The 12,053-nt window shown below is 56.3% G+C and carries 11 protein-coding genes; 10 read left to right on the plus strand and 1 reads right to left on the minus strand.

Going from position 1 to position 12,053, the window contains the following annotated elements:
* From QZ190_RS02040 to QZ190_RS02050, 3 genes are all read left to right on the plus strand, one after another.
* A partial coding sequence (locus QZ190_RS02040) for an Ig-like domain-containing protein (RefSeq protein ID WP_291912945.1) occupies nucleotides 1-2,213 on the plus strand: 2,213 nt, incomplete at its 5' end.
* 170 nt (nucleotides 2,214-2,383) lie between these two features.
* Nucleotides 2,384-2,956, plus strand: a complete 573-nt coding sequence (locus QZ190_RS02045) for a hypothetical protein (protein ID WP_291912946.1) — start codon at nucleotides 2,384-2,386, stop codon at nucleotides 2,954-2,956.
* Nucleotides 2,916-3,779, plus strand: a complete 864-nt coding sequence (locus tag QZ190_RS02050; RefSeq protein ID WP_291912948.1) for a transporter substrate-binding domain-containing protein — start codon at nucleotides 2,916-2,918, stop codon at nucleotides 3,777-3,779. Before QZ190_RS02045 ends, QZ190_RS02050 begins: the two co-directional genes overlap by 41 nt.
* Nucleotides 3,780-3,791: 12 nt before the next feature.
* Here QZ190_RS02050 and QZ190_RS02055 read toward each other — a convergent pair whose 3' ends face one another.
* Complete coding sequence (locus QZ190_RS02055; RefSeq protein WP_291912950.1) at nucleotides 3,792-4,442, minus strand: response regulator; 651 nt, start codon at nucleotides 4,440-4,442, stop codon at nucleotides 3,792-3,794.
* A 132-nt stretch (nucleotides 4,443-4,574) separates the two neighbouring features.
* On the opposite strand from QZ190_RS02055, the gene QZ190_RS02060 reads away from it, so the two are divergent.
* The 7 genes from QZ190_RS02060 to QZ190_RS02090 all read left to right on the plus strand — a co-directional run bounded on the left by QZ190_RS02060 (nucleotide 4,575) and on the right by QZ190_RS02090 (nucleotide 12,039).
* On the plus strand, nucleotides 4,575-6,092 hold the full coding sequence (locus QZ190_RS02060; RefSeq protein ID WP_291912952.1) for a sigma 54-interacting transcriptional regulator: 1,518 nt from the start codon (nucleotides 4,575-4,577) through the stop codon (nucleotides 6,090-6,092).
* Between the two features lie 209 nt (nucleotides 6,093-6,301).
* Nucleotides 6,302-7,489 carry a substrate-binding domain-containing protein gene (locus QZ190_RS02065; RefSeq protein WP_291912955.1) on the plus strand — a complete coding sequence of 396 codons (1,188 nt, stop codon included), beginning with the start codon at nucleotides 6,302-6,304 and terminating at the stop codon, nucleotides 7,487-7,489.
* Between the two features lie 87 nt (nucleotides 7,490-7,576).
* The gene (locus QZ190_RS02070; RefSeq protein ID WP_090141865.1) at nucleotides 7,577-8,341 is read left to right on the plus strand and encodes an ABC transporter ATP-binding protein; all 765 of its coding nucleotides are present in this window, start codon (nucleotides 7,577-7,579) and stop codon (nucleotides 8,339-8,341) included.
* Between the two features lie 11 nt (nucleotides 8,342-8,352).
* On the plus strand, nucleotides 8,353-9,078 hold the full coding sequence (locus tag QZ190_RS02075) for an ABC transporter ATP-binding protein (protein WP_291913234.1): 726 nt from the start codon (nucleotides 8,353-8,355) through the stop codon (nucleotides 9,076-9,078).
* Nucleotides 9,075-10,061 carry a branched-chain amino acid ABC transporter permease gene (locus tag QZ190_RS02080; RefSeq protein ID WP_291912959.1) on the plus strand — a complete coding sequence of 329 codons (987 nt, stop codon included), beginning with the start codon at nucleotides 9,075-9,077 and terminating at the stop codon, nucleotides 10,059-10,061. The genes QZ190_RS02075 and QZ190_RS02080 overlap by 4 nt, the downstream gene beginning before the upstream one ends.
* 11 nt (nucleotides 10,062-10,072) lie before the next feature.
* Nucleotides 10,073-11,176 carry a branched-chain amino acid ABC transporter permease gene (locus tag QZ190_RS02085; protein WP_291912962.1) on the plus strand — a complete coding sequence of 368 codons (1,104 nt, stop codon included), beginning with the start codon at nucleotides 10,073-10,075 and terminating at the stop codon, nucleotides 11,174-11,176.
* Nucleotides 11,173-12,039, plus strand: a complete 867-nt coding sequence (locus QZ190_RS02090; RefSeq protein ID WP_291912964.1) for an alpha/beta hydrolase — start codon at nucleotides 11,173-11,175, stop codon at nucleotides 12,037-12,039. Before QZ190_RS02085 ends, QZ190_RS02090 begins: the two co-directional genes overlap by 4 nt.
* Nucleotides 12,040-12,053 lie beyond the last annotated feature (14 nt).

Genomic DNA, 12,053 nt, shown 5'->3' on the forward strand with positions numbered 1-12,053 from the left:
GTGGAGGCGGCGGTGGCGGAGGAACAATAGACACCACCCCGCCTGTCATCAAATCTGCCAAATTGCATGTCGACGATGACACGGGTGCCAAAGACAATGTGACAAGTGACAAAACACCTCGCATCACCGGTGAAACCGAGGCCAATGCCGATGTGTCGGTCGAGGTGAATGGCAAAACCTACACGGGCAAAGCCGATGCCAATGGTGTTTTCGTGATCCAGGTGCCCGATGCGGATGCTTTGAAGGATGGTCCTTATACACCCAAAGTGACGGCCACAGATGCTGCGAAAAACAAGTCGGCCGTGTTCGATGGAACGCCGTTCAAGGTAGACACCAGCCCTGATAAAAATGAGCCTGAAACCGATCCGAATTCGGCTTCGTTGATTGACATTGTCAGTATCACGGTGGACTCCGGCCAAAACAAGACCGATTTCTACACCAATGACAACCAGCTGCTTTTCAATGGCACATTGAAAAACTTCACTCAAAACGGCGACTGGGTCAAACTTGAACTCAAAGATGCCAGTGGCAAGGTGATGGACTCTGCCTATGTCAAACCTGTGGCCAACGGAACAGGGTGGGACTGGAGTTGGGATCGCACCGCCAAAGAAAAAATGGTCGATGGCCAGTATTCCCTGTCTGCTGTTGTCGTCGATGGTGCAGACAACGTGGTGGGCAGTGGTAATTCCCGGGTCTCCGACGTTCAGGCCATCACCATTGACACGGACAAAGACAACAATTTCGGCCCCAACAAGGAGGTGGACCCCAACAAGTCCAGTACCGTCGACATCGTGGCCGTTTCGCAGGACACCGGTTACAGCAGTACCGATTTCATCACCAAGGATCGGACGCATGTTTACACAGGCAAATTGAGCGCTTTCACCAACAATGGCGCCTCCGTTGAGTTGACGCTGAAAGATGCCAGTGGCAAGGTGCTTGCGACTGAACATGTCTCCCCCAAGCAGGACTCCGGTGTGTGGACATGGTCTTGGGATCAGACCGCCAACGCGCTGCCTGATGGTGAGTACAGCTTGCAAGCCAGTTTGGTGGATAAGGCGGGCAATCCGATTCAAGTGGACACGCAGCTGATTTCTGTTGACAACAGCGCAGGAGAGAACGGGGGCAAGGTCGATCCCAACGCATCACTCAAGATGCTGCCGGTAACTTTTGCGGATGACACGGGTGCCAGTCCAACGGACTACCTCACAAACGACCAATTTCTGACCTTCAAAGGCGGATTTGACAAAGACTTCGTCAACAACGGCGATCGTGTCTTGGTTCAGGTCTTCGGTGCTGACGGTCTGGTCATTTCTCCCCAATACGTGTTGCCATCCGGCAAAACTTGGGAATTCGAAAATTTGACCAAATTGGGAACTGACACCAAATCGACCACTTACACAGTCAAGTCTGTATTGGTCGATGCTGCTGGCAACACGCTGCAAGCAACCGACCAGTCTTTTGTCATTGACCGTTCAGTGTCGATTTTTGATGGATCCGGAGCCAAAAAAGAAGCGGGCCTCTGGACCTATTCGACCATCAAGTTTTCTACAGATGAGCAAGGGTCTTACAAGTACACGGGATCGGGGGTTAAAACCTACACCGGGGGGCTTTTTGACTTGAAAGATCTGGAAGGCAAAACGTTTGAAAAGGGGGCGTTCAGTCTGGAGTTCACGGACAGGGCTGGCAATGTCTTCACGATCAAAAATGACGATGTGCGCATGGACTTTAGCAAGGCGACGATGGCCACGCCGGATGCCACCACACCCGCGGTGTTGCCATCGCCTGGTTTCAGCAACAACCAATTGGTCGGATCCATCGGCAAGTTGACACTGGACACCACCTCTCCCAAAGAGTTGGACATGGCATCGTTGTACGACGGCATTTCTGATTTGGGTGATGTGGCTGCCATCAACCACGTAGACCTGAGCAAAGGGGATCACACACTCAAATTGACCATGGGTGATGTATTGGAGCTGGGCGTCAAAAACAGTTTCTCCAACGCAACGGCCCACCAAGGTCGCCTGCAGATGCGCATTGATGGCGATGCCGGTGATAAAGTGGTGCTCGACGATTTGGTGGGCACGATCGATCATGATTGGAATACCAACAATTCACGTGTCACTTTGGATGGACAGGAGTACCGAGTGTTCACGCACGAAGGCCTTGGTCTGAGCCTGTTTGTGCATCAAGGTGTGCAAATTAACTTGGTTTAAACATCAACGGACAGTTTTTTGACGCTGACATCCAAATACTTGATGCACTGGGGGGTGCTTGTCTTTTGCACTCTTTTCGGGGGGGCTGCAACAGCAGACCCCTTGTTGGATTTCGCCTTGTTCAGTCCCCCTGAGCTTTCTCAGCGGCGCCTGCCTGAACCTGAGGTCAGTTGGCTGGTCAGGCCCAATGCCAGCAGTTTTTGCCAGCAGGCGCAGCCCAAAGATGGTTTTGTCAGCCGTCCAGAGGGCTGTGTTTATTGGCAACTGCAGGCGTCACGCTGCACCATTGTGACCACAGGGCAGACCACGCATTCGCAGTTGGGGCATTTGTTTGTGCATTGTTTGCAGGCCCGTTGATGTTCTCTCCTGTCAACGGCCGCTTTTCCAAAACCCTGTTCCGTTCTTTGGGACTGGGTTTTGCGCTTTTGAGTGGGCTATTTTTGACAGGCTGCGAGACCACGACCATGCGGCCACCACAGGTTGACACCGTGCGCTTCACGCCCATGCCGGACGCCAAACGCGTGATTGCACAGCCCAAGGTCAAATATTTGGTGCGTCAGGACGGGTATGAATACTGTGCTCGCATCACAGGTATTCCCGTGACCCCAACCTCAAGACCCATGGCCTGTGCTTTCTGGAACGTACGCAGAAAGGAATGCACGGTTGTCACGCCCTTGGTCACGGGTTACAACTATGTGGGTCATGAGCTTCGTCATTGTTTTGAGGGGGCTTTTCATGATTGATCAGCCCGTTTATGCAGGGAGAAGGAGCATGAGGCGCAGAAATTTTTTGACTGTCCCGCTGGCTCTATGTGCCCCAGCCACTGCGTTGTCTGTTTTGGCTCAAACACCTGAATTGGAGGGGGGCGTTTTGCGGGTGGGCGTATTGACCCATTACAAGCCTTTCAGTTTTGTCGAGGGTCAATTGCAGGGGTTTGACGTCGATGTGCTCAAGCGCTTGGCGGCCATCTTGAAGGTGGAGTTGAAAATCCAGCCAGAGGGCATGGCCAACCTGCAAAAGAAACTGATCACAGGTGAGATAGCGGTCATTGCCAATCAGCTGCTGACCACGCCAGAAAACCGTCGTCAGTTTGATTTTGTGCGCCCGTATGCCGCGAATCAACTCGTTTGTGTCCAGCACGAGGATGATTCGCGTGACTTTTTGAGCCTGGACGATCTGTTGGGTAAAAAACTGGGGGTGTTGGCCAACACTGGCGTTGAAGAGCAAGCGCGTGGTGCTTTGGGCAAGTCTGTCTTGGCTTTTGCCAGTATCGATCTGGCTTTCAAGCAATTGGCAGAGAAGAAATTGGATGCCGTGCTCGAAGAGAGTTTGATTGCCGATTTCTACATAGAGCGAGATGGTTTGCCCATCAAAGTCACTTCGCCTTTCGCGCCCCCTCTGTCAGCGGGCTGGGTTGTGCGCAAGGGCAACAAGGTATTGGCTCAAAGGCTGTCAGAGGCTGTTCAGACGCTCCTCAGCGATGGCTCTTTCAAGCCGATTTCAGCCAAATGGTTTGGCTACGATGTCAGCCGACCCAGTGTCAGTCATACGTCTTTGCCCCGATAGAGGAGCTGATGTTCAAGCCCGGGGCGGTTCGAAGATGTTCAAAATTCGACGATCACCATCCATGGCCAAATCCAGAAGTTCGGAAAGTGAAGTGCATCCCATTTTTTCAAGAACCCGGCTTCTGTGAAGCTTGACGGTCGATGCGGCTGAACCATTCAAGTTGGCGATTTCCTTGTTGCCGTAACCTTTGATCATCCACCAGCAAATTTCGCGCTCTTTGTCGGTCAAACTTGAAAACCTTTGCTGTGCATTCTTGGTCTTGATTCTTTGGTTCAATCCAGCTCTGTCTTTTTCCAGGGCCAAATCGATGGCTTGTACCAGCGCGTGCAGCCCAAAAGGCTTGAGCAGGAAGTCGACTGCTCCTTTTTTCAGCGCTTCGATAATTTCTGATGGTTGACTCTCCCCTGAAATGAAAATGATGGGGGTGGTGCGACCTTGTTGGATCAATTCGTTTTGCAGACTCAAGCCGTTTGATTCAGGCATGCAGATATCGAGCAAAATGACCGCTGGGCTGATGGGCAAGGCGTCTCTGAGGAAGGCTGCTGGGTTTTCGAAGCTCTGAATGGAGTAACGTAAGGAGCTGAGACTGAAGGCCAGACTTCTACGGATCGATGGGTCGTCATCGATCAGATAGATGTGACCTTTGAAGTCATCAAAATTCATTCATCACCCGTGTTGAATTGGTTGTACAGAAGTTCAAATTTTATCGTTGAAAAACTTCGTTCCCCGCTTTGTAGATACTAAAGTGTAAATTATATTTAAATCAATTGGAGTCACCGAGGATGGTATTTCTTCATGAAGACTGACAGTTTAGGATATTTGACGGGCTTGCCGACCGATGGTCAGAGTATTTTGAGCCTGGCCGCTCGTTCCTTGTTTGATGTTTTTGCCAATGCCAGCGAAGGAATGCTGTTGGTGGACCGCTCTGGACGTGTGGTTTGGATCAATGACCATTACCGCCGTTACTTGCCCGCCTTGGGCTTCGAGAAGGAGGAAGACTTTGTGGGGCGGCCCGTGGTGGAGGTGGTGCAAAACACCCAGATGGGCCAGGTGATGGAGACGGGAAAACCCATTTTGATCGATTTGCTGAGCAACAGGGCCGGTACTTTCCTGGTCAGCCGCTTTCCCTTGCGTGACGACGCCGGGGTGGTGATTGGCGCTTTGGGTGTGGTGTTGTTTGACCAACCCGAAACCAACTTGAGGCCCTTGATGGCCAAATTTGCCTTGATGCAACGGGAGTTGGACGAAGCTCGCAATGCTTTGGCCGCTCAGCGCAGAACAGGGCCCGCTCTGCGTCAGGCCCGTTACAGTTTTGCCAGTTTTGTGGGTGCCAGTGCCGTCGTGGCCGATCTGAAACGCCAAGCCAGGCGCGCAGCCCAAACCCACAGCCCGATTTTGCTGTTGGGTGAAACGGGTACCGGTAAAGAGTTGTTGGCCCATGCCATCCATGCCAGCTCGCCTCGGGCCAGGGGGCCTTTGGTCAGCGTCAACATTGCGGCTGTGCCAGAAACTTTGCTGGAGGCCGAGTTTTTTGGTGTTGCACCGGGCGCCTTCACGGGCGCGGACCGCAAGGGGCGCGACGGCAAATTCAAGTTGGCCGATGGTGGTACTTTGTTTTTGGATGAGATCGGCGACATGCCCGTGGGCTTGCAGGCCAAGTTGTTGCGTGCCTTGCAGGAGGGTGAAATCGAACCCTTGGGCTCCAACCAACTGGTGCCTTTTGATGTGCGGGTGATTGCGGCGACTTCTCGTGATCTGGCCCGGCTGGTGCGCGAAGGTTTGTTCAGAGAAGACCTTTTTTACCGTCTGAATGTTTTGCCTCTGCGCGTGCCGGCTTTGCGTGATCGTGCCTCGGACATCCCGAACTTGGTTGAAGTGTTGTCGGAGGAGTTGGCTTTGCGCAGTGCTGTGCCGCAGCCCGAGTTTCAGGGTCAAGCGGTGGCGCTTCTGACGGCTCAACCTTGGCGGGGCAATGTCCGAGAACTGCGCAATGTGATCGAGCAATTGCTCTTGCGCTGTGAATCGGGTTTTGTGGATGCCTCAGCGGTTGAGGCTGTTTTGCGTGATTCAGGCCTGAGTCAGATCGTTCCGGCCCGAGCCGAGCCTGTTGGTTCTCCTTCCATAGGCGTGGCGCTTTCGGATCAGAAGCCATCGGGGGAGCCATTGGGGGCGCACTGGGCATTGGCACCCCGCATCCGAGCCATGGAGCGGCAGGCAGTGCAAGATGCTTTGAGCCAAACCCGGGGTAACAAAGCAGCAGCGGCCCATTTGCTGGGCATATCCCGGGCCAAGCTGTACCAATGCCTTTTGTAATGTGTCTGTTAAAAATGCATGTGTATTTTTAACAGTCAATATGAGTGTATAAATTTCGAACACCTGAGGCTGTATTTATTTCTGTGGGTCTTTTTCGTCAGCTTTGACAAGGGTTTGCATGGCTTTGTCGGGTCAGATAGGATTGGCATGCGATATGCAAGGTATCTGTGCGCCGCAAACCAGCGGACGACTTACAAGGAGACTCTCGCATGTTCCGTCGACACCTCATTTCCTTGGCCGCTCTGGCCGTCAGTGCTGTTGGGATGCCCGCCGCCATGGCCCAAGGCAAAGACATCAAGATCGCCCACATTTACAGCAAGACCGGTCCACTGGAAGCCTACGGCAAGCAAACCCAAACCGGTTTGATGATGGGTCTGAGTTACGCCACGGGTGGCAGCATGACCATCAATGGCCGCAAGATCGTCGTGATCGAAAAAGACGACCAAGGCAAGCCAGACCTGGGCAAGAATTTATTGGCTGCAGCCTACGGCGACGACAAGGTGGACCTGGCTGTAGGCCCGACCGCTTCGCCTGTTGCGCTGGCCATGCTGCCGGTGGCCGAGGAGTACAAGAAGATTTTGTTGGTTGAGCCTGCCGTGGCCGACTCGATCACGGGCGACAAGTGGAACAAATACATTTTCCGTACCGGACGCAACAGCAGCCAGGACGCCATCTCGAATGCGGTGGCAGTGGACAAGGAAGGCGTGAGCATCGTCACCATGGCGCAGGATTCGGCCTTTGGACGTGACGGCGTCAAAGCCTACAAAGACGCGATCAAGAAAGCCAAGGTCGTTCACGAAGAGTACCTGCCGCCCGCCACCACCGATTTCACGGCTGGAGCGCAGCGCATGATCGACAAGCTCAAGGGTTTGCCCGGCCGCAAGATCATTTTCATCATCTGGGCCGGTGGCAACCCCTTCAAGATCGCTGACATGGACTTGAAGCGCCACGGCATCGAAATCGCTACAGGCGGCAACATCTTGCCCGCCATGGTGGCTTACAAGCAGTTCCCAGGCATGGAAGGCGCGGCCTACTATTACTTTGGCATGCCCAAGAACCCGGTGAACGACGCCATGGTGGCTTCGCACTACCAGCAGTTCAAGTCGCCACCTGACTTCTTCACCGCAGGTGGCTTCTCGGCTGCGATGGCTTTGGTCACAGCGTTGAAAAAGACCAACGGCGACACCAACACCAACAAGCTCATCAGCACCATGGAAGGCATGAGCTTTGACACGCCCAAAGGCAAGATGACCTTCCGCAAGGAAGACCACCAGGCCATGCAGAGCATGTACCACTTCAAGATCAAGATCGATCCGGCTTTTGCCTGGGGCGTGCCTGAGCTCATTCGTGAGATCAAGCCCGAAGAAATGAACGTGCCGATCCGCAACAAGCGCTGATCGGGTTCGTTTCATGGGCGTGGCGATGCCTTGGATCGCCACGCTTTGCACGCGATGGCGGTGCTTGTTGTTTTTTAAATTGATCTCATGCTCGAAACCCAAAACCTGACTGTGCGGTTCGGCGGTCATGTGGCCGTGAATGCGGTTTCGTGCCGCTTTGCGCCCGGCACGCTCACGGCCATCGTCGGCCCCAACGGGGCAGGCAAAACGACTTACTTCAACCTGATCTCGGGGCAGTTGCCTGCCAGTGCGGGCACGGTTCATCTGAACGGGCGCGAGCTGAGCGGTTTGAGTGCTTCGGCGCGCACCCGCGCAGGTTTGGGTCGTGCCTTTCAGCTGACCAATTTGTTCCCGAACCTGTCGGTGCTGGAGAACGTGCGTTTGGCGGTGCAGGCCACGAAAGAGGGTGCGCACCGCCGGGGCCTGAACCTCTGGAGCATCTGGAGCGACCACGCGGCATTGACTCAGCGTGCTTTGGAGATTTTGCAATCCGTGTCGATGAGCGCGCAGCAGGACGCCCCGGTGGCCAGTCTGCCGCACGGCGACCAACGCAAGCTCGAAGTGGCGCTCTTGATGGCGCTTGAACCGGCGGTTTACATGTTTGACGAACCCACAGCCGGCATGAGCCACGACGAAGCACCGGTCATCCTCGACCTGATTCGCCAGCTGAAAAAAGACAAAACCAAAACCATCTTGTTGGTGGAGCACAAGATGGACGTGGTGCGTGAACTGGCCGACCGCATCATCGTGCTGCACAACGGCGCGCTGGTGGCCGATGGCGAACCGGGTGAGGTGATGGCCTCGTCCATCGTGCAAGAGGCTTACATGGGCAAAGCGAAGGTGGCCGCATGAACAAGCCTGACATGAGTACGCATTTGCTGAAACTCGAAGGCGTGCACACGCACATCGGGGCTTACCACATCCTGCATGGGGTGGATTTGGTCGTGCCGCGTGGTGAGCTGACTTTGCTGCTGGGCCGCAACGGCGCGGGCAAAACCACCACGCTGCGCACCATCATGGGCCTGTGGCCCGCCTCGCAAGGGCGCATCAGCTTTGGCGGTGAAGACATCACGCAGCTCAATACGCCCGCCATTGCGCAAAAAAACATCGCCTATGTGCCTGAAAACATGGGCATCTTCTCGGACCTGACCGTGAAGGAAAACATGCTGCTGGCCGCCCGCAGCGCCCAGCACGCGGCCCAAATGGACGAAGCCCGGCTGCAGTGGATTTTCAAACTCTTCCCCGCAGTGGAGAAGTTCTGGAACCACCCGGCGGGCAAGCTTTCGGGCGGGCAAAAGCAGATGTTGGCGGTGTCACGGGCCATTGTGGAGCCGCGGGATTTGCTCATCATCGACGAGCCCAGCAAGGGTCTGGCCCCGGCCATCATCCAGAACATGATCGACGCCTTCCAGCAGCTCAAGGCCAGTGGTGTGACGATTTTGTTGGTGGAGCAAAACATCCACTTTGCCCAGCAGTTGGGCGATAGCGTGGCGGTGATGGACAACGGCCGTGTGGTGCATGCGGGCCGCATGCAGGCGCTGGCCGAAGACACGGCCTTGCAACAATCCTTGTTGGGGCTGGCTTTATGAAGTTGTTTCAAGACGTGGACATCCGTCCTTTGCTGCTGGTGCCGCTGCTGGCTTTGCTGGCGTTTCCCTTGATCGGCTCGGGCTCCACCTGGCTCACGCTCACGGTGGCGGGTCTGGCCATGGGCATGATCATTTTCATCATGGCTTCGGGCCTGACGCTGGTGTTTGGCCTGATGGACGTGCTGAACTTTGGCCACGGCCTGTTCATCGCCCTGGGGGCTTTTGTGGCGACCAGCGTGCTGGGCGCTATGGGCGACTGGACCGGCTCGGGCGAGTGGTGGCGCAACATGGTGGCCGTGCTGCCAGCGATGCTGATCGCCATGGCCGTGGCAGCCGCCGTGGGTCTGGCGTTTGAGCGTTTCATCGTGCGGCCGGTTTATGGCCAGCACCTCAAGCAGATCCTGATCACCATGGGTGGCATGATCATTGGCGAAGAACTCATCAAGGTCATCTGGGGGCCGCTGCAGATCGCCTTGCCTTTGCCCGAAGCCATGCGCGGCTCGGTGTTGTGGGGCGATGCGGCCATTGAGAAATACCGATTGCTGGCCGTGGTGGTGGGTTTGGCTGTCTTGGCTTTGCAGATGTGGGTGTTGGGTCGCACCAAGATCGGTTTGCTGATTCGCGCCGGGGTGCAAAACCGCGAGATGGTCGAGTCGCTGGGTTACCGCATTCAGCGACTGTTCGTGGGCGTGTTCGTGGTGGGCAGTGCGCTGGCGGGCCTGGGCGGCGTGATGTGGGGCCTGTACCAGCAAAACGTGGTGCCTCAAATGGGTGCGCAGGTCAATGTGTTGATCTTCATCGTCATCATCATTGGCGGGCTGGGCTCCACGGGCGGGGCCTTGATCGGCGCTTTGCTGGTGGGCCTGATGGCCAACTACACCGGTTTTTTGGCCCCCAAGGTCGCGTTGTTTTCCAACATCGCGCTGATGGCGGCGATTTTGCTGTGGCGTCCTCAGGGGGTCTACCCCGTGGCCAACCGCTAAAGGGGCAGGGCATGTTGAACCGTTTGATTTCCAACGACCCGCCGCGCAGCCGTTTGCTCGCAGCGGTGCTGGTCGTGATTTTGTTGGGCCTGGCCTTTGCACCGTTTTTGTTTCCGGGGGTCAAGGCCTTGTCGGTGGCGGCCAAGGTGCTGATTTTTGTGGTGCTGGTGGTCGGCTTTGATTTGTTGCTGGGGTACACCGGCATCGTGAGTTTTGCCCACACCATGTTCTTTGGCATTGGGGCCTATGGCATCGCGATCTCGTCGAACACCTGGGGGCCGACCTGGGGTGCCATCGGCTTGGGTTTTGTGTTGTCCCTGGGCGTTACGCTGGTTTTTTCTTTTGTCATTGGCCTGTTTTCGCTGCGCGTGCGGGCGATCTTTTTCGCCATGATCACGCTGGCCGTGGCCGCTGCTTTTCAGACCCTGGCTTCTCAGCTGTCGGACTTCACAGGGGGCGAAGACGGCTTGAGTTTCAAGGTGCCCGAGCTTTTGTCGCCGGGCACCGAGTTCAGCGACGAGCCTTTTTGGGGCGTGTCGCTTGACGGGCGTTTGCTGTCTTATTACCTGCTGTTTGTGCTGGCTTTGGGCATGCTGCTGGCCATGCTGCGCATCGTCAACTCGCCGTTTGGGCGGGTCTTGCAGGCCATCCGCGAAAACGAGTTCAGGGCCGAAGCCATTGGCTACCGGGTGGTGGTGTACCGCACGCTGTCGAGCGTGCTGTCGGCCTTGTTTGCGTGTGTGGCCGGGGCCATGCTGGCGCTTTGGCTGCGCTACAACGGGCCTGACACTTCGCTGAGTTTTGAAATCATGATGGACGTGCTCCTGATCGTGGTGATCGGCGGCATGGGCACGGTCTATGGCGCGGCCATCGGATCGGTGTTGTTTTTGCTGGCGCAAAGCTATTTGCAAGACCTGTTGCGTCTGGCCAGTGAGGCCACAACGGCGCTGCCTTTGTTGTCGGCACTGTTGTCGCCCGACCGTTGGCTGCTGTGGTTGGGCTTGTTGTTTGTGTTGTCGGTTTATTACTTCCCGACCGGCGTGGTCGGGCGTTTGCGCACCCGTGCCGCCTTGAAGTCGTCGTCCCCCAAGCCCGGCCTTGAGGAGGCGTCATGAGCTTCACATCCCAATACATTCAATGCGCCGGCTTGGAAATCCATTACACCGATTGGGGTCAGGCGGAAAAGGGCACGGTGATCGCCTGGCACGGTTTGGCCCGCACCGGCCGCGACATGGACGAGCTGGCTGCGCACTTGAGCGCACGCGGCTGGCGCGTGATTTGCCCAGACACCGTGGGCCGTGGTTTGTCGCAGTGGAGCGCCGATCCTGAAAATGAATACTGCCTGACCTTTTACGCCCGTCTGGCACGTGAACTGATGGACAAGCTGCAACTGCGGGCGGTGCATTGGGTGGGTACCTCCATGGGCGGGGCGATCGGCACGGTGTGCGCCTCCGGCTTGCTGGAGCCCACGCTCAAGCACCGCATTTTGAGTTTGACGCTGAACGACAACGCGCCCGAGTTGGCTGGCGCAGCCATTGAGCGCATCAAAACCTACGCGGGCAGCCCGCCGAGCTTTGCCACAGTGACCGAGCTGGAGGCTTTTTTGCGGCAGGTCTATCAGCCCTTTGGTTGGCTCAGTGAGGCGCAATGGCGTCGCCTGACCGAGACCTCTGTGCGCCGCTTGCCCAATGGCCGCATCACACCGCATTACGACCCGGCCATGGCCTTGCAGCTGACGGTGCACCCTGACGATTACCTGATCTGGCCGCATTACGACGCACTGAATCTGCCCGTGCTGCTGCTGCGCGGGGTGACGTCGGACTTGGTGCTGCCCGAAACCGCTGCGGAGATGCGCCGCCGGGGCCCGGGCGCACGCGGCTTGCTCAAGCACATCGAGGTGCCCGGCTGTGGTCATGCCCCGGCGCTGAATGTGCTGCAACAACTCGAATGGGTGACCGACTTCATTGAATCGGTGTGAACGAATTTGACGGT

This window comes from Limnohabitans sp., assembly GCF_017848645.1.
Taxonomy (GTDB): Bacteria; Pseudomonadota; Gammaproteobacteria; order Burkholderiales; family Burkholderiaceae_C; genus Limnohabitans_A.

Excerpts from the sequence above, each read along its gene's own strand:
- QZ190_RS02055 (WP_291912950.1), bottom strand. The coding sequence starts at position 4,442 with ATGAATTTTGATGACTTCAAAGGTCACATCTATCTGATCGATGACGAC.
- QZ190_RS02050 (WP_291912948.1), top strand. The coding sequence starts at position 2,916 with ATGAGCTTCGTCATTGTTTTGAGGGGGCTTTTCATGATTGATCAGCCC.
- QZ190_RS02090 (WP_291912964.1), top strand. The coding sequence starts at position 11,173 with ATGAGCTTCACATCCCAATACATTCAATGCGCCGGCTTGGAAATCCAT.
- QZ190_RS02070 (WP_090141865.1), top strand. The coding sequence starts at position 7,577 with ATGCTCGAAACCCAAAACCTGACTGTGCGGTTCGGCGGTCATGTGGCC.
- QZ190_RS02065 (WP_291912955.1), top strand. The coding sequence starts at position 6,302 with ATGTTCCGTCGACACCTCATTTCCTTGGCCGCTCTGGCCGTCAGTGCT.
- QZ190_RS02060 (WP_291912952.1), top strand. The coding sequence starts at position 4,575 with ATGAAGACTGACAGTTTAGGATATTTGACGGGCTTGCCGACCGATGGT.
- QZ190_RS02080 (WP_291912959.1), top strand. The coding sequence starts at position 9,075 with ATGAAGTTGTTTCAAGACGTGGACATCCGTCCTTTGCTGCTGGTGCCG.
- QZ190_RS02075 (WP_291913234.1), top strand. The coding sequence starts at position 8,353 with ATGAGTACGCATTTGCTGAAACTCGAAGGCGTGCACACGCACATCGGG.
- QZ190_RS02085 (WP_291912962.1), top strand. The coding sequence starts at position 10,073 with ATGTTGAACCGTTTGATTTCCAACGACCCGCCGCGCAGCCGTTTGCTC.